This window comes from Candidatus Enterovibrio escicola, assembly GCF_002464935.1.
Lineage (GTDB): Bacteria > Pseudomonadota > Gammaproteobacteria > Enterobacterales > Vibrionaceae > Enterovibrio > Enterovibrio escicola.
Genome location: NZ_NBYY01000010.1, coordinates 12,402 through 29,333 on the forward strand (window position 1 = coordinate 12,402; position 16,932 = coordinate 29,333).

15 protein-coding genes, 1 other RNA gene and 3 pseudogenes are annotated in these 16,932 nt (G+C 39.9%); 12 read left to right on the plus strand and 7 right to left on the minus strand.

Annotated elements, in window-relative coordinates; genetic code table 11:
- Positions 1 to 3: 3 nt before the first annotated feature.
- Both rplM and zapE read right to left on the minus strand, forming a co-directional pair.
- The gene (gene rplM, locus BTN49_RS03835) at positions 4 to 432 is read right to left on the minus strand and encodes a 50S ribosomal protein L13 (protein WP_097356085.1); all 429 of its coding nucleotides are present in this window, start codon (positions 430 to 432) and stop codon (positions 4 to 6) included.
- A gap of 234 nt (positions 433 to 666) precedes the next feature.
- Positions 667 to 1,770, minus strand: coding sequence for a cell division protein ZapE (gene zapE, locus BTN49_RS03840; RefSeq protein ID WP_097356086.1), 1,104 nt, complete (start codon positions 1,768 to 1,770; stop codon positions 667 to 669).
- Positions 1,771 to 1,952: 182 nt separating this feature from the next.
- Between zapE and zapG the strand changes: the two genes are divergently transcribed.
- From zapG to BTN49_RS20290, 10 genes and pseudogenes are all read left to right on the plus strand, one after another.
- Positions 1,953 to 2,366, plus strand: a complete 414-nt coding sequence (zapG, locus tag BTN49_RS03845; RefSeq protein ID WP_097356087.1) for a Z-ring associated protein ZapG — start codon at positions 1,953 to 1,955, stop codon at positions 2,364 to 2,366.
- A 111-nt stretch (positions 2,367 to 2,477) separates the two neighbouring features.
- Complete coding sequence (locus BTN49_RS03850) at positions 2,478 to 3,842, plus strand: Do family serine endopeptidase (protein ID WP_097356088.1); 1,365 nt, start codon at positions 2,478 to 2,480, stop codon at positions 3,840 to 3,842.
- A 693-nt stretch (positions 3,843 to 4,535) separates the two neighbouring features.
- The gene (locus BTN49_RS20270; protein WP_394336634.1) at positions 4,536 to 4,820 is read left to right on the plus strand and encodes a hypothetical protein; all 285 of its coding nucleotides are present in this window, start codon (positions 4,536 to 4,538) and stop codon (positions 4,818 to 4,820) included.
- Positions 4,795 to 5,022 (plus strand): PDZ domain-containing protein, encoded by a 228-nt coding sequence (locus tag BTN49_RS20275; RefSeq protein ID WP_394336633.1) that lies wholly within the window; start codon positions 4,795 to 4,797, stop codon positions 5,020 to 5,022. The genes BTN49_RS20270 and BTN49_RS20275 overlap by 26 nt, the downstream gene beginning before the upstream one ends.
- Before the next feature lie 23 nt (positions 5,023 to 5,045).
- Positions 5,046 to 5,612, plus strand: a pseudogene (locus BTN49_RS21895) (IS982 family transposase); the annotation flags it as partial.
- A gap of 251 nt (positions 5,613 to 5,863) precedes the next feature.
- Complete coding sequence (petA, locus tag BTN49_RS03870) at positions 5,864 to 6,454, plus strand: ubiquinol-cytochrome c reductase iron-sulfur subunit (protein WP_097356134.1); 591 nt, start codon at positions 5,864 to 5,866, stop codon at positions 6,452 to 6,454.
- The gene (locus tag BTN49_RS03875) at positions 6,454 to 7,719 is read left to right on the plus strand and encodes a cytochrome b (RefSeq protein ID WP_097356135.1); all 1,266 of its coding nucleotides are present in this window, start codon (positions 6,454 to 6,456) and stop codon (positions 7,717 to 7,719) included. The genes petA and BTN49_RS03875 overlap by 1 nt, the downstream gene beginning before the upstream one ends.
- Positions 7,716 to 8,453, plus strand: coding sequence for a cytochrome c1 (locus tag BTN49_RS03880; RefSeq protein WP_097356090.1), 738 nt, complete (start codon positions 7,716 to 7,718; stop codon positions 8,451 to 8,453). Before BTN49_RS03875 ends, BTN49_RS03880 begins: the two co-directional genes overlap by 4 nt.
- 87 nt (positions 8,454 to 8,540) lie before the next feature.
- Positions 8,541 to 9,179 (plus strand): stringent starvation protein SspA, encoded by a 639-nt coding sequence (gene sspA, locus BTN49_RS03885; protein ID WP_097356091.1) that lies wholly within the window; start codon positions 8,541 to 8,543, stop codon positions 9,177 to 9,179.
- 1,354 nt (positions 9,180 to 10,533) lie between these two features.
- Positions 10,534 to 11,389 (plus strand): annotated as a pseudogene (locus BTN49_RS20290) (IS982 family transposase).
- 51 nt (positions 11,390 to 11,440) lie between these two features.
- Here the strand turns inward: BTN49_RS20290 and BTN49_RS03900 are convergent.
- From BTN49_RS03900 to BTN49_RS03910, 3 genes are all read right to left on the minus strand, one after another.
- Positions 11,441 to 12,013: a BON domain-containing protein gene (locus tag BTN49_RS03900; RefSeq protein ID WP_097356093.1), complete on the minus strand. Its 573-nt coding sequence runs from the start codon at positions 12,011 to 12,013 to the stop codon at positions 11,441 to 11,443.
- Positions 12,014 to 12,029: 16 nt separating this feature from the next.
- Positions 12,030 to 12,623 carry a phosphoheptose isomerase gene (locus BTN49_RS03905; protein ID WP_097356094.1) on the minus strand — a complete coding sequence of 198 codons (594 nt, stop codon included), beginning with the start codon at positions 12,621 to 12,623 and terminating at the stop codon, positions 12,030 to 12,032.
- A 399-nt stretch (positions 12,624 to 13,022) separates the two neighbouring features.
- Positions 13,023 to 14,753 (minus strand): penicillin-binding protein activator, encoded by a 1,731-nt coding sequence (locus BTN49_RS03910; protein ID WP_241896439.1) that lies wholly within the window; start codon positions 14,751 to 14,753, stop codon positions 13,023 to 13,025.
- Positions 14,754 to 14,895: 142 nt separating this feature from the next.
- Here BTN49_RS03910 and rsmI point away from each other — a divergent pair, with 142 nt between their 5' ends.
- Together rsmI and rnpB are read left to right on the plus strand one after the other, a co-directional pair.
- Positions 14,896 to 15,759, plus strand: coding sequence for a 16S rRNA (cytidine(1402)-2'-O)-methyltransferase (gene rsmI, locus BTN49_RS03915; RefSeq protein ID WP_097356096.1), 864 nt, complete (start codon positions 14,896 to 14,898; stop codon positions 15,757 to 15,759).
- A gap of 52 nt (positions 15,760 to 15,811) precedes the next feature.
- Positions 15,812 to 16,190, plus strand: an RNA gene (gene rnpB / locus BTN49_RS03920) — RNase P RNA component class A.
- A gap of 187 nt (positions 16,191 to 16,377) precedes the next feature.
- On the opposite strand, the pseudogene BTN49_RS20295 reads toward rnpB, so the two are convergent.
- Together BTN49_RS20295 and BTN49_RS20300 are read right to left on the minus strand one after the other, a co-directional pair.
- Positions 16,378 to 16,485: pseudogene (locus BTN49_RS20295) on the minus strand (IS1 family transposase); the annotation flags it as partial.
- A gap of 11 nt (positions 16,486 to 16,496) precedes the next feature.
- The gene (locus BTN49_RS20300; RefSeq protein ID WP_097356137.1) at positions 16,497 to 16,622 is read right to left on the minus strand and encodes an IS1 family transposase; all 126 of its coding nucleotides are present in this window, start codon (positions 16,620 to 16,622) and stop codon (positions 16,497 to 16,499) included.
- Positions 16,623 to 16,932: the final 310 nt, after the last annotated feature.

A 16,932-nucleotide genomic window follows, 5' to 3' on the forward strand; every position in this document is an offset into this window, starting at 1 on the left:
CCCTTAGATGTTCAGTACTTGCGGGTGTTGTGCCGTGTGCTTGTGCTCGTTTCCCGTGTAAACCTTCAGTTTACGGAACATCGCACGACCTAAAGGACCACGTGGCAACATGCCTTTAACAGCAAGCTCGATGATCATTTCTGGTTTCTTCATGATCAGCTTATCGAAGCTAATTGACTTGATACCACCCATATAACCTGAGTGGCTATAGTACATCTTATCAGTTGCCTTCGCGCCAGTTACGGTAACTTTATCCGCATTGATAACCACGATATAGTCACCAGTATCTACGTGTGGGGTATATTCTGGCTTATGTTTGCCACGTAGACGAGAAGCGATTTGAGTTGCGAGACGACCCAGAGTTTTACCTTCTGCATCTACAATATACCAGTCGTGTTCTACAGTTTCTGGTTTAGCAACGAAAGTCTTCATGCTTATAAATATCCGATTTTTTAGGAATTTCACTTAAGGAGCAATTGCTCCCACTGTTTAAGAGTCCATGCAACACCCCTTCGAATGGTGTACTCTTGGCTTAAGCCTTTCAACAGTAACGGTGGGTTGCGAGATTATAGAGAAGGGTGTAAACAAAATCACCTTTTTTCCCAAAAAAGTCCTGACTTTTTATTCAGCTGAAGAATAATCACGTTCTAACCAAACTATGCCATATCATGGTAGGTGTTTTAAGGCTAAATAACTATAGCTTTGCATTTCTTTTAGGCGAGAACAACATCTTTTAAAATCAAAGCTCAGCCGTCCATCCAAGTACAAATCCTCTAAGGTCACCTCTGCTGAAATAATTAGCTTGACATTTCTTTCGTAGAATTCGTCTACCATGGCAATAAATCTCTTTGCTACAGCATCCTTGCATATTCCCATTTGTAATACATTTGACAAGAAAACTGTATGGTACAAACGTGCAATCTCGATATAATCCCATTGGCTGCGAGGTGCATCACAAAGCGTTGAAAAATCAAAATGAATAACTCCTTCCACCTCTCTGATTGTTTTAAGCAAGCGGTTGTTGATTTTTATAACGTGATCTTCGATGTACGGTGCCATTGCAAGCTTACAGAAATACAATTCAAGATTTGTTTTAGCTTTCATGTCTAGTGGGTAATGATAAATTTCTGCTTGCTCAAGGGTACGTAAACGATAGTCGGTTCCACCATCTACGTTCTCAACCTCACAATGCTTATTAAGCAACGCAATCGTGGGTAGGAACTGGATTCTCTGTAAACCATTTAGATAAAGGTTCTCGGGCACTATATTGGACGTCACGACTAAACAAATACCACGTTCAAACAACGCTTCCATTAACCTCCCTAAAATCATTGCATCCGTAATATCAGAGACAAAAAACTCGTCAAAACAGATTATATGAGATTCATCAGCAAGTTTTCCGGCGACTTTCTTCAAAGGGTCTATTTCGCCAGGAAGTGCTTGTAGCTCAAGATGAATACGCTGCATAAAACGATGGAAGTGCAGGCGTATCTTTTTTTCAAAAGGCAGGCATTCAAAAAAGGTGTCAACGAGATACGTTTTACCTCGACCCACACCTCCCCACAAGTAAATACCTCTTTCTGGCTGTACTCTTTTTGTTTTTTTTCTAAACATCTTTTGCCATAATGGATGTTTTTCTGTGGGGGTATTAACCCTGTGTACAAGACGATGGTATAAATCATCCAATAACATGATAGCATGTTTCTGAGATGGATCTTCATAAAAATCTGAGTGTTGCACGTCTTTGTGGTATTTCTCTGACGGTGTCATTTTCTGAACCTAACTGTAGATGAAGACATATGTGTTCTCAAAATCAGTAGTACCCTGTGTAACTTTTGCCATGTTATAATAAAAAAGAGCATTAAGGGAATTACGTGCGACATCCCTCTGATTAGGTAGAACCATAAAGATTCTCGGCTATCCATAAATTTATAAAACATTAAGGAGTAGTCATGACTTGGATCAACTCGCTAGTTTTTATGATCATTGGTATGGTCATTGGTTTCCTTGTTTCCCGATTGACAATATGTAGTAACTCCCATCAGAAAGGTCTAAGAAAAGAACTTGAAAAATCAAGATATGAGCTAGAACAATACAGGCAAGAACTGGTTGATCATTTTGCCCAAAGCGCTAACCTTCTGGATAATATTTATCGTGATTACAGTAGGCTATATCAACATTTGGCAACCACAACGGCAGAACTAATGCCTAATCTACCAGAGCAAGATAATCCATTTGCTAAACGTGTTAGTAAGCTATCAGACATCTCCATTGAGCAAAAAGTTCCTCAAGAACCACCTCGTGATTATTCAGATAAATCGACGGGGATACTTGGCAATGCAAATAAAACAGGCACGATAAGTTAACTAGATCACAATTATAACCTAATGATCACAATTATAACCTAATGCGGTATTGAACTTTTCTAATTACCTCCACTCTTAGACCGTACCGAGTAGTAATAAATGGGAGTGTTTATGAAAAAAAAAGCTTTATCTTTGTTGGGTGCATTGGTACTCACTTTTAGTATATCTTTTATTGCCTTACCTGCTGCTGTTTTTTCTGTAGCTGTTTATGGTGATAGTCTACCAAGCTTGGCTCCTATGCTTGAATCTGTTAGTCCTGCAGTTGTGAGTATATCTGTAGAGGGTAGTCACACCTCAAAACAACGCCTCCCAGAGTCTTTTCGCTTCTTCTTTGGCCCAAATTTTCCCTCAGAACGAATCGAAGAACGGCCATTTAGGGGTCTAGGTTCAGGAGTTATTGTAGATGCAGATAAAGGGTATGTAATCACCAATCATCATGTCATTGATGGTGCAAAAAAAATAAGCGTTCAATTATATGATGGGAGAGAATACGATGCGCAACTCATTGGCAGTGATAGTCTATCAGACGTTGCGTTACTCAAACTCGAAAAAGCAAAGAATCTTACCAAAATAGAATTTGCCAACTCTGACACCTTGCGTGTGGGTGATTTCGCCATCGCCATTGGGAATCCATTTGGCCTTGGTCAAACCGTTACATTGGGAATTATATCTGCACTTGGCCGCAGTGGCCTCAACCTCGAAAATGTAGAAAACTTCATCCAAACTGACGCTGCTATCAATAGTGGTAATTCTGGTGGTGCGCTTGTCAACCTAAATGGAGAACTCATCGGTATCAACACCGCGATTATGGGACCAAATGGTGGCAATGTTGGAATAGGGTTTGCTATTCCTGTGAATATGACTAAAGGCCTCATTGAACAGATTCTTGAATTCGGGGAGGTTATACGTGGGGTTTTAGGTGTCAAAGGTGGAGAATTGACCACCGAACTCGCCGAAACTTTTGGTTACAAAACTACTCACGGTGCATTTGTCAGTGAAGTCCTTCCAAACACAGCGGCAGATAAAGCAAACATCAAAGCAGGTGATATCATCGTGTCGGTAAACGGTAAAACAATCCGTACCTTCAGTGAACTCCGAGCTAAAATTACCACATTAGGTGCAGGTAAGGAAGCTACACTCGGGTTAATCCGAGATGGAAAGGATTTAACCGTCAGCGTAATTCTAAAGAAAGAAGACAGTGTTAAAGCAAAAGCAGAAACCTTTCATGAAGCACTAACAGGTGCTGAACTGGAGGATAATTCTGAAAGTAAGGTAAAAGGAGTCCGTGTATCCAGTGTAGAGAAAGAATCTATTGCGGCTCGTTATGGCCTCAAAAAGGGTGATATCATTGTTGGCCTTAATAGGCAGGCTGTACATAGCATCGGTGATCTAGAAAGACTTTTAGAGGTCAAACCAAACATACTTGCACTGAATATTAAACGCGGTGATTCAACAATGTATCTAGTTATCCGCTAGTTACAATCCTCAAAATAAAGGAGTCTGTTTCACTTAGGCTCCCTTTCAATATCTATTTTATCCATGTTTCGATGCTATGATCGGTAACTTGATAATAACAACCTTGTTTAGGAGTGGAATGCTACATTTTATGGTGCGTCTGGTTTGTTTATAGAGTGTTTATTGCCACATTCCCATTACTAAAAACAAATAAGTTGGTGTAGGAAGTAACGCTCACTCAATCCGAGATTAACTCTTTTTTACTTTCCTATAACTATGCTGTTCGACGCGCCTCCCCTGTAGTGGTGAATATATATACACGCTGTTATAAGTAGTTAAAACCGACTACAACTTAATACTGAAGGTTTAGGTTTAAGTGTCATAATAAACGACAAAGGCTACATTATGACAAATTATCACGTTGTTGCATGCGCCGATCAAATAATCATTGCTCTGCAAGACTGCTGAATTCGTACTGCATAACTGGTCGGTAAAAACCGGCATACAGATCTAGCAGTCCTCAAAATAGAGCAGGATAACTTACCTGTTATCCCCTTCAATGACAGTTACAAACCTGCTGTCAGCTATGTTGTTCTAGCCATTGGTAACCCCTACAATCTTAGATAAACCACCACCTTTGATATAATTTTTGCTAAAGGTCGCCTAGGGATTAGTTGCAACCGACAACAAGACTTTCTCCAAACTGACGCCGCAATTAATCGTGATAACTCAGGTAGCGCACTGGTAAATAGTCGTGGTGAATTGGTGGGGATTAATACTGCTTCTTTTCAACAAGCTACCGATCTTGAAACTTATGGTATCTCTTTTGCCATCCCCTCTTCTTTGACTGTTAAAATTATGCAGAAACTTATTGCTGATGGACGTGTTATTCGAGGATATATTGGCATTGAAGGGCGAGCAGTAAACCCAAGAATGGCAAGTATTTTCGATGTTGAACAGTTAAGTAGGCATTATGATTACAAACATCGAAGTAAATAGTCCAGCAAAACAAGCGGGGTTAAAAGTTAACGACTTGATTATCGATATAGATAATCAACCTATTCTTAGTTTTAGGAACGCCTTCGATATCGTGGCAGATATTTGGCCAGAAACGACTGTTCCATTTAAAATCATTTCGCGATGGGATAACTGTGGAATTTCCCGTCAACATCAGCGAAGAACTTGCATGGTAAATTTATAATGATAACTCGATTATCAATCTTAACGGGGATTGCCTTCTTTGATTAGTCTAAGCTACAGGTTTGTCACAACCTACGCATTCTTAGATATTAGATTTTTAAAGGTACTGCGAAGCGAGGAAAAGGAACGATGGGGTGGTTCTAGAGTTTTAAATTACACCTTATTATCAATTACCAAAGTGGCATTATCTCAGTCAAAGTGACGACGGTTAACGTGGATGATAGAAAGCCTGTATCCGAAATGGTTGATGATCTTTGAGGGTGTTTATACGAAAATAAAGGTTATATCTATGATCCATTGGACCGAGAACTTGCAGACAAGGGAGTGACACTGATAACGGGTGTGAAAAAATATGAAACCCAAAGTGATAAAACTTTGGAACTGCCTGATGCTCCGGAAAAGATTTATTATTGAAATCGTTTTTGACCAACTAAAAAACATATCCCAAATCAAGGATTTTAGGCACCTTAATTGTATCAGCTTATGGTCAACAAGCTGGCTTGGCTCATCGCGTATTCATTTCAATTAAAAAAGCCGAGTGTCAAGATGACTCGGCTTGATAAGCAAGTGCTTATGCAGATCTTAGGTTGATTTAATCAACAACACCTAGAAGAATATTAAAAACCTCATAATTTCTATAAAAGATTAGCTTTTCCTTGTTCTAAAGTGGGGTTATGCTTATTATTTAATCAATATATTAGATAGATCACCTTGAGATGGTCTGATTTTATTTACGCAGGTACCGGCTCGGTAAGGATATCTTTTTTGATTTAGCCGTACACTCCAAGTATGCATATGGATAGAAATAAGAAACCATGCCGGAGCACATGGGAGAATGTTGGATGAGCAATACACCAGTGAATTCGGGTAGACGCCGTTTCCTAACTTTATCGACTGCTGTGGTTGGTGCTGTAGGTGCAGTAACCGTAGCTGTACCTTTTATAAGTTCATGGAACCCTAGCTCTAAAGCAAAGGCAGAAGGTGCGCCGATCGAAGTTGATATTAGCAAGGTCAGAGAAGGACGATTAAGCAGGGTTGTTTGGCAAGGAAAGCCTGTATGGGTAGTGCGTCGTAGCGAACAAACCCTGAGAGAATTAAAAGAAATTAGTGGTAAGCTTCGCGATCCAGACTCACTAGAACCACAGCAGCCTAAGTATATCACTGCAATTTATCGCTCTATTAAACCAGAACTTTTTGTTGCTGTTGGCATTTGTACGCACCTAGGTTGTTCGCCAACGTATCTCTCAGTCGGTTTTGGTGAGGAGGATCAAGGTGTGACTTCAGGTTTTTTCTGTCCTTGTCACGGCTCTAAGTTTGATATGGCGGGTCGTGTTTTTCAGAGTGTTCCTGCACCCCTTAATCTGCTGATCCCACCTTACACGTATATTAATGATAACCGTATTATAGTTGGTAATGACGAGGCATCTGCATGATGGATAGTTTATCTAACTGGATTGAAGAACGTCTTCCAGTAATGAATGCGTATAAAAAGCATCTATCTGGATATCCGATGCCAAAGAACTGTAATTTTTGGTATCTTTTTGGCTCGTTGGCCATGTTTGTGCTAGTAAGTCAACTATTGACAGGTATTTGGTTGACTATGAGTTACAACCCCTCCGCGGAAGGGGCTTTTGCATCAATTGAATACATCATGCGTGATGTGGAATACGGTTGGTTGCTTCGTTATATGCACTCTACAGGTGCATCTGCCTTTTTTGTTGTGACCTACTTGCACATGTTCCGAAGCCTAATCTATGGTTCATATCAGAAACCTCGTGAACTTCTGTGGATCTTCGGCATGTTAATATTTTTGGCTTTGATGGCAGAAGCCTTCATGGGATATTTGCTTCCATGGGGACAGATGTCTTATTGGGGTGCTCAGGTAATCATTTCTCTGTTTGGTGCAATTCCCGTTATTGGTGACGACTTAACCTTGTGGATTCGTGGTGACTATGTTTTGTCTGGTGTGACTCTTAATCGTTTCTTTGCACTACACGTTATCGCTTTACCAATCGTCATTCTATTATTGGTTGTCTTGCATATACTTGCGTTGCATGAAGTGGGTTCAAACAATCCTGACGGTATTGAAACCAAATTGCCTAAGGGCAGTAAAACTGAAGATTACAAAACAGAATTCTCTTTCCACAGTTACTATACCAAGAAATATGACATCATCGACTCTGTTCCTTTCCATCCGTACGGAACAGTGAAGGATCTGATTGGTGTGGTATGCTTTTCAATTTTGTTTGCTTATGTCATTTTCTTTAATCCAGAAATGGGAGGCTATTTTCTCGAGTCACCTAACTTTGAAGTTGCTAATTTATTAAAGACACCTGAGCATATTGCACCTGTTTGGTACTTTACTCCGTTTTATGCCATTTTGCGTGCAGTTCCAGACAAGCTGTCTGGCGTGTTGTTAATGGGACTGTCGATCGTGTTTCTTTTCCTGTTGCCGTGGTTAGACCGTTGTAAAAAGCGTTCTTACCGTTATCGTAGCATGTGCCATCAGGTAAACATTATTCAGTTCATCATTTCATTTTGTGCATTAGGTATTCTTGGTACATTACGGGTAACAACATCTTACACACTGTTGGCTCAGATCTTTAGCTTTGGTTACTTCATGTTTTTTGTTTTGTTGTTATTTTACAGCAAAAACGAAGTAACAAAACTATTACCGGAGAGAGTGCACTATAAATGAAGAAGTGGTTTGTAATTTTATTTACACTATTGCCTTATTTTACTTTGGCAGCAGGTGCTCAAGTTTACTTGGATGTTGCGAATAATGATTTATCAGATAAAGTCTCTCTACAAAACGGCGTAAAGATATTTATGAACTATTGTTTTGGTTGCCATGCTACGAAGTATCAGCGCTATGAACGTATCGCAAATGACCTTGATATTCCAGATGATCTGATGTTGGATAACTTGGTATTTAATAAGAATGCTAAAATTGGTGATCTGATTACCAATGCTATTTCTATGGATGATGCTACAAGATTCTTTGGTACTCCAGCGCCAGATTTAACCTTAGTAGCTCGGGTACGTGGTACCGATTGGATTTATACGTATCTCCGTTCGTTTTATGCAGATCCATCTCGACCGTTTGGGGTGAATAATACCGTGTTTCCTAGTGTCAACATGCCGCATATTCTTGAGGAACTACAGGGTACACCCATTAAACTATATAAAACAGTAATGGTTGACGGTCAGTTAGTTGAAGAGTTTGTTGATATTAAATCTTTAGGTAACGGTGAGCTGAGTCCAGAAGAATATGACGCCGCGATTCTCGATTTGGTTAACTTTCTCGAGTACTCTGGAGAGCCAAATAAATTGGAACGGTTGCAACTTGGTTATTGGGTTATCGGATTTTTGTTAATATTCCTTGTATTGGCTATCCTGCTTAAAAAAGAGTATTGGCGTGATGTGCATTGATCGGTTAGGCTAACTGGCTTCTGATCTACAATGGAGAATAAGTGTCTCTATTGTTCATACTAATGATGAAATATTCTGGAGGAGTTAATGGCTGTTGCTGCTAGCAAACGCTCGGTGATGACGTTGTATTCCGACGCATCAGACATATATAGCCATCAGGTGCGTATTGTTCTTGCAGAGAAAGGTGTAGCTCATGAGGTTGAGCTTGTTGATCCAAATAACCTACCAGGAGAATTATTGGACCTAAGTCCATATAATTCGGTACCAACTTTGGTTGATCGTGAATTAGCGTTGTATGACGCGAAGATTATCATGGAATACCTAGATGAGCGTTTTCCTCATCCTCCTTTGATGCCTGTTTATCCTGTGGCGCGGGGTAATAGCCGCCTGATGATGTACCGCATTGAACGTAACTGGTACAGCTTTATTGGGAAAATTGAAAAAGGTAATGAAGAGGAAGCAGATAAAGCCCGTAGGCAGCTTCGTGAAGAGCTACTGGCTTTGGCGCCTGTATTTGCGGAATATCCATTTTTTATGAGCGAAGAATTCAGTTTAGTTGACTGTTATTTGACACCTTTATTGTGGCGATTGACGGTCATGCGTATTGAACTTACTGGTCAGGGTGCCAAAGAAGTTAAAACGTACATGGCACGTGTATTTGAACGTGATTCGTTTTTAGCATCATTGACTGAAACCGAGCGAGAAATGCGTTTAGCGGGTCAATAAAGAATAGTAAAAATCTTGAATCACGACATGCTTACTTGTTACGAGTATTTTACGGTTGGTTATAGACCAACTACTGGTGACAATACTGATCTGTATGGTTATGGGACTTGTCTGCGTAAAAACGACGCTGGGACTATTTTTAACTTTGAGCATTCTGTATATTGGGGTGAGTTTGAGAAAGTAAAATACATCGTTGGGTTCGTAGATACATATGAGTCTATGAATCAACAATCTACATCTTCTGATAAGGAACTGAGAGGCAGATCGACATTACCCTTCGCTAAATAAAAAGCAGCTGAGAGGCTGCCTTTCTCAGTCATATTTTTAATAGGTAACTTCAAATCTGTATAAGCGCGACTTTTTCAAACCGAGTAATTTTAAGGCTAGATTTTTCTGGTTTGAACGTATAGAAATAAGTCTAGCAATAATGTTAACCATAAAACTCACTCCACTTCAGTGCCGAGAATACTCTATTTGGGATATGTTTTTTTATCTGATTAAAGACTACCTCGATGATCAATCGTTTTCTAAATATCAGATGATCCTAAATCTTCATTACCTTTAATTTCATGTTATTCCGTGTGTTTGCGATGAAAGCAACCCATTTTTTGGCGAATATTTCTAAGGAAACTAGATAGATATCCCCTATCTAACATAGAGTTATCTCCATAGATTATCTGGTCATATTAGGCAAGGGTTTTCTGTCATCAATATTGGCTTTTGTTACCGTTACCAACATGATACTGATTTGGTCTTTGATGAAAATATATAATAATCGACATAACTTCACTGATTGAAAGGCGAGAAGATTTATTTCTTTTTTGAAACCTAAAATCAGGTGTTTTTCCAAATAGGAAGGGGAACCTGACAGAAATCGTCAATATCGGTAGAACAACGTCTAACTTAGCCATGTTAAAGTCTTTCTGTGACTTATTCTTTGATTTAAACGATCAGATCGCAATTTGGGAACTTAGTTTATTTTTTATATTCAGCTTAGGTTAATTACAATGCTTAAGTTGGTGGAGTGCTGGCCAATATGAAAGTGATAAACAAAGTTATAAGACTCGGTATGCCTATTTGCCAGCAAACAAATTAAAACTGTAAAAAAGATTTGGATTAGTGCGTTATAGAGCTATATTAATCAATAAAACTGTATAAAATCCCTAATTTTCTCATGGTGATCAGCACTATTGATAAGGAATGGTATTTGTATGTTATACACCAGTGCGACCCTGTTAATGGTCATGCTGACTTGCCTAATAACTTAACCTGAACTGCGCATAAGAAATGAACTAAGTTCCCAAATTGCGATCTGATCGTTTAAAAAAACTATTGACTGCATAAGAACTTGGGTATGAATAAGTTAGACGCTGTTTTGTCGATATCGATGACTTCTGCCCAGATTTCCCTCCCTGCTTGGGAAAAATACCTAATTTCTTCCGGTGTCAAATAAAAAAACAAGCCTTCTCAGTTATCGAAGTGATGACGATAGTGATAGCTTTCCATCAATCTGGGTGTCGAGACTTCAAAATCTATTACATCTACTTTGTTTGTCGCTACCTCACCAACGAATTTCCTGGATTAGTTAGCTACACAAGGATGCGCAAGCTCATGCAAGGTGTTCTGGTTCTGCTTTGCTCTTATCTCATTCACCGTCAGGCAAGGCCAACAGGGATTGTCTTCGTTGAGTCGTCTAAGCTACAGGTTTGTTACAACCTCCGTATTCTCAGATATCAGGTTTTAAAAGTACCGAGAAGTGAGGAAAAGGAATTATGGGGTGGTTTTTCAGTTTCAAATTACACCTTATTATCAATGACCAAGGTGGCATTATCTCAGTCAAAGTGACGACGGCTAACGTTGATGATAGAAAGGCTGTGTCGGAAATGGTTGACGAGATTTTGGGGTATTTATACGGAGATAAAGGTTATATCTCTGGTCCATTGGAGCGGGAACTTTCAAACAAGAGAGTGACACTGATAACGGATGTAAAAAACATTAAACCCAAAGTAATGAAACTTTGGAACCGCCTGATGCTCCGGAAACAATTTATTATTGAAACCGTTTTTGACTAACTAAAAAATATATCCTAAATCAAGTATTCTCGGCACCGTAGTTGTATTAGCTTTATGGTCAACTTGCTGGTGGGGCTTATCGCGTATTCATTTCAACCAAAGAAGCCGAGCATCCAGATGACTGGATTTGATAAGTAAGCGCTTATGCAGATCTGAGGTTAACTTATTGTAGACATGACCGCCTTTCTCTTATCTTACATGATGCGGTTTATTTGTTTTTTCCGCTTTGTCCTCATTGTACTGAAATCCTTTAATTACTCGCTTTACTCCGCTTATATTTCGAGTTATTTCAACCACGTCGTTGGCTTGTTCTCTGGATACATACCCTAATAAGAACACTTCCCTGTCCTCCGTGATGACTTTGATGTCAACGTCTCGTAACCTTTTACTGCTAATTATCGCAGATTTTACCTTTGCGGTTAGCCATGTATCTTTGCTGACCTCGTAGAGAGAGAGCGGTACTTTGATGCGGATTTGATCATAAACAATCTCGATACCATCTAGTTCCCTAATTTTAGTAATCAGAGATTGCTTAAGTAATTCAGTTTTTGCTTGGCCGACTAAGAGTACTTTTCCGGCATAGCTAGCAGCGTTGACCCGAATGCTATCTATAAAAGATGCCCTGTTCACTATACCCGCAATTTTCATGGAAATCTGCCTATCTTCCCACTCTATTTTTGTACTGCGAGTATCTTGTTCATAGATCAAAGAGCAGGCATTTAACATTAACACGCTTGCAAGGAGAAAGGTTCTTTTTCCCATAAGTTATCTCCAGTTATCAGTATTCACCATGTGTTGGGAATAAGTTATGATCAATGAGATCACATAGGGTATGGAGGGTAACCAAGTGGACTTCTTGAATGCGAGCTGTACGTTGAGAAGGTACACGAATTTCTACATCTTGTTGCCCGAGCAACCCTGCTATTTCTCCCCCGTCTTTACCTGTCAGAGCGATAATTGCCATATCGCGGGTTACTGCAGCTTCTATCGCTTTAATAATCTCTTTGCTGTTACCGCTGGTAGATATGGCCAAAAGTACGTCACCACCTTGTCCAAAAGCACGGACTTGCTTGGAGAATATTTTATTATGGTGATAATCGTTTGCTACGGCCGTCAGGGTTACTGTATCCGCAGAAAGTGCAAGCGCTGGAAGACTGGGGCGCTCTGTTTCAAATCGGTTGAGCAAGCAGGATGCAAAATGTTGGGCAATGGCAGCAGAGCCGCCATTGCCACAGCATAGAATTTTGTTACCATTAAGAAGACATTGAACTAGTATCATTGCGGCCTTGTAAATCGGTTCAGGCAGCGCTTCTGCTGCTGCAATTTGCGTTTGAATGCTTTCGGTGAAGCTTCCTTTAATGCTTTCTAGCATTGGTTACCCTTCGAATAAAATGTTCGTGAACTAGTTTACAGAGTTTAAGTTGCCCTCAAAAGTCAGCCTATCAGAAATAGATTTAGGACTTGTTGCTACCTCCCTGTTTAATTAGCAATACATAGGCGATGATATGCGTTAGATGAGGCGTTTGTTTATTTGCAGAGATAGCAGCTAAAGGTTAATTAACTGATGCTAAATTTTTAAATTCCACCTCATTAAATATGATACAAGACGATCTATCATGGTCAATTTAAGCTTGCTTTGTTTAAAGCGCCTATTACTATCTATGGGAATTTAATCCTAATTATTTTTTAAATTAAGACCTGCAAGGCGCTTATGGAAATCGATAGTTTTTTATCACTTAGTTTTTGATTTTTAGTGTGTAGAAACAATGCTCTAATCTCCATGCATTACCCATGATACTGTTCGATGTACAATACAGTTATCACCTAAAGATAGCATACCTGATTGGCCTTCAAAACGGTATTCTGGGAATATTTGCATTTGCGGTAATGCTTCAATCAGTGAATATGCATCCATTCCAAGGGCGTATAAACGTGTCATGCCATTGCCAAGTTCAGGCCACATTTGATGGAAACGTACGAAAATTGGATGGTCTTTTTTAACCAGCAAAGGCATCTCACTGAATTCTATACCATTAAGTTCACCCACTTTATCTACACCATTTAGTCGATTGTTACTGCGCGAGCTAGCATACAGTTTTGGTGGTTTGACATTAGGGTTGATTGCTACTTCTATGAATGGTTTGAGCAAAGTGAGTTCGCTAGTATTGGCAATCAAATACACTGCATCAATATCACGTCGGCTTCGTTGTTCTGCTTCTATATCAAGATCTAGGATTTGCCTAAGTTGTTGAATGCGACTTTGGCTTTCAGTAAGGCCAAACACCTGTTGAACTGTTTTGTGCAGGGTTGCAAGGTTTTTGAAAAATGCCTTTTCGGCGGTATGTCCCGTGATTTCTTGCCATTTCCTAGAGAACGCTTCACTGACTCGGTGACCAAATTGATTATCCTCTGCGATTATAAGAGGGTAACGGTGTTGGTTTTGCGCAATATGAAGTGCTGCTTGTTCAGCTTCTTGCTCAGGTGACAAAGTGAAGAAACAGACATTCGTCTTGATAGTTGCATCTTGTGGGATGTTCAAGGCAAGTGTTGGGTATGCATGTTGACTGGCGATAAGAAAGGAATCTAGCTTGTCTTTTTGTAGAGGTCCAATAACAAATTGAACACCATTACTTTTCATTTTGGAAACGATCTCTGTCATAGACATCGCATTAGTATCATAAAACATCGTAGCGGGATTCTCTGAGTTTTTATTGTCAAGGAGTGCTTGAATAAAGCCATTTCGAATGGTTTCACCTTGCGCTGAAAATTGTTCACTTAGAGGCAGTAATATAGCAATACGCTCTGGGCGTATGATATTCATCGCTTGAAGTCTCTTCAGATTCTTTGGTAGGTATTGATTTGTGGGAAGCCCTCTGTTTTCGATTAACCACGTATTTAGTGCGTACTGTTGTTCTGCTGGTCGTCCGTCATATTGATGCAACAAGATCATTAATTTGACCCAAGCAGACAGTATTTTATTGCTATGCTCGGCAAGTTCCTTGAGTTCGTTCGGTTTCATTTGCAGAAGCAAAGCCCAAACTCGTTCACAGTTTTGTTCCTTCTCAAAGGTTTCTGCAAGATAAGGGTAGGCCTCAGTGTAAGAAAGTAAGGAACTTGGGAGATTGCCGACTGTTTGATAAAGTTCGGCTTCCAATAGGTAGTAACGCTTATACTGAAGGTTTGGTAATTGCCAACTTGGTGAGAAATTCAAATTATCTATTGCTATCTGAGGTTGACCTTTTTGCTGTATTAGCTTGGCTCGATTGAGTTGCCATTCAGACAGCTGGAGTTGTGTCAGCATAAGTTTAGATAAATGACTAATCAAAACATCGGACTGTACAAATTGCTTTTCCTTAATTAGTGCTTTTAATGCGAGCAAATACCAGTCGACCTTTCTTTTACCGGTACTGTCTTCAGCTTTCAGCAAATAGAATGTTGAGGATTCAAGTGCAGGCGTTGTGATGTCAGATTGAGACGTCCGAAGAACTGATGGGATGATCATACACGACGAAAGCGCCAATGCTAGCGCAATTGGTGAGATAATTCGTGATATAGCTTCAAGCTTATGGGTTATTTTACACATGAATATCTTCTGTATATAACTTGTTACCTATTATATTAATAACAGAATGGTTGTGAAACAAATGACTGATGAAACTTCAACCATGGTTGACACCTCAACTTTGTATATTGTACCGACACCGATTGGAAATCTGGGAGATATCACACAGCGTGCATTATCAATTTTGGAGCATGTTGGAATTATTGCTGCTGAGGATACCCGTCACACAGGAAGATTACTGTTACATTTTGGTATAACGACCAGACTTGTCTCGCTTCATGACCACAATGAGCAGTATAAAGCAAATATCTTGATAGAAAAACTGATCTCTGGGCAAACCATTGCATTGGTCTCTGATGCAGGCACGCCGTTGATATCTGATCCAGGTTACCACTTAGTGTCACGTTGTCATCAAGCGGGTGTCAAAGTTGTTCCGTTACCGGGGGCATGTGCTGTGATTACTGCACTGAGTGCATCTGGATTACCTTCTGATCGATTTAGCTTTGAAGGCTTTCTTCCTACGAAAAGCAAAGGTCGACGGAATAAGTTCACTGAAATTGCACAAAACCCACGAACCATGATCTTTTATGAATCACCGAATCGTCTTCTTGATGCACTTGACGATATGCTAGCAGTATTAGGTGGAGAGCGTGTTGTGGTGTTAGCTCGTGAACTAACGAAAATTTTTGAAACTATCCGTGGTGGGCCTTTATCTGAAATCATTGATTGGATAGATGAGGACACCAACAGAATTCGTGGTGAAATGGTGTTATTGGTTGCGGGTCACCGTGCAAAGAAAAATGATTTACCGTTGGAAGCTACCAACGCAGTGGTATTGTTAGTGAAAGAATTACCACTAAAGAAAGCAGCCGCTATTGCGGCTAAACTTTTCTGTGTTAAGAAAAATGTGCTCTATAGGTGGGGATTGAACAATCTTCATCAATAGGATTTTATTTAACTCTAGATTAGGGGTGGTAACTTCTATATAATCAAGCGTATGAGTTGGCTGGGTAGTCGCTGCTTTGTCGCTGCAGTTTGGCAGACCGACGAAGGGGAGGAAAGTCCGGGCTCCATAGGGCAGAGTGCCAGGTAACACCTGGGGGGCGAAAGTCTACGACGAGTGCAACAGAAAGTAAACCGCCGATGACTCTTTTGAGTAAAGGTAAGGGTGAAAGGGTGCGGTAAGAGCGCACCGCGCGACTGGTAACAGTTAGTGGCATGGTAAACTCCACTCGGAGCAAGACCAAATAGATCCTTATGAGCGCGGCTCGCGTTGAGGATGGGTAGGTTGCTCGAGCCTATGAGTGATTGTAGGCCTAGACGAATGGCTACCACCGTATTTCGGTACAAAACCCGGCTTATAGGCCAACTCAACTCATAAACAGAAGGCGAGCATTAGCTCGCCTTCTCTAATTTTAATAAAGATGGACTTATTAGATGAATAATCTTTTGAGTTTGTTAATATTTCGTTAAATTTTATCGAGAAACGGATACGTGGATTACCTATACTTTTTGTGTATCTCATGATACGTAGATGTCATGTATTTAATAAGTTGATTATGATTTAAAGATAATACTCACGTTCAATGAATAACCCTATCACCGTATCGTGTTTTTCCGTTGACTTTGAGTATCCAACCGTTCCTAGATTGAATCGTTTCAGGCGTGTAGGTAGGGTAAAATTTACCTCTTAATGCGTTGTGTATAAAGCTTGCTAGCTAGGTGTTTATTCGCGGGAAGGATATCGTACATATTGAAATTGTTCGTGCACCAGAATACAACATTGAATATAGATAACAGGTGAAAAATAAATTAAATATTTCTCTTCTATGACCATCGAATGCGTGAGCAATCATTTTTCAATCGAGGCTCACAAGTATACTAAAGCTGACGACGGTATGCTTGTTTCCCGGGAAAGACCATTGCTTATCTACTTCGCAGATAAATATTACTTTCTGTACATCAAGAGGGAATGTTGTTACATAGCGTAGTGTGCGTTTTTTTAAAACACGGACAAACAGATTAATGCTGATTTGTAGCACTCGAGAGAAATCTCGGATACCCCAGTGGGGTAGTGTGAAATCAAAGTGGATTATTCTGGTATGAAAGGCAAGAAAAC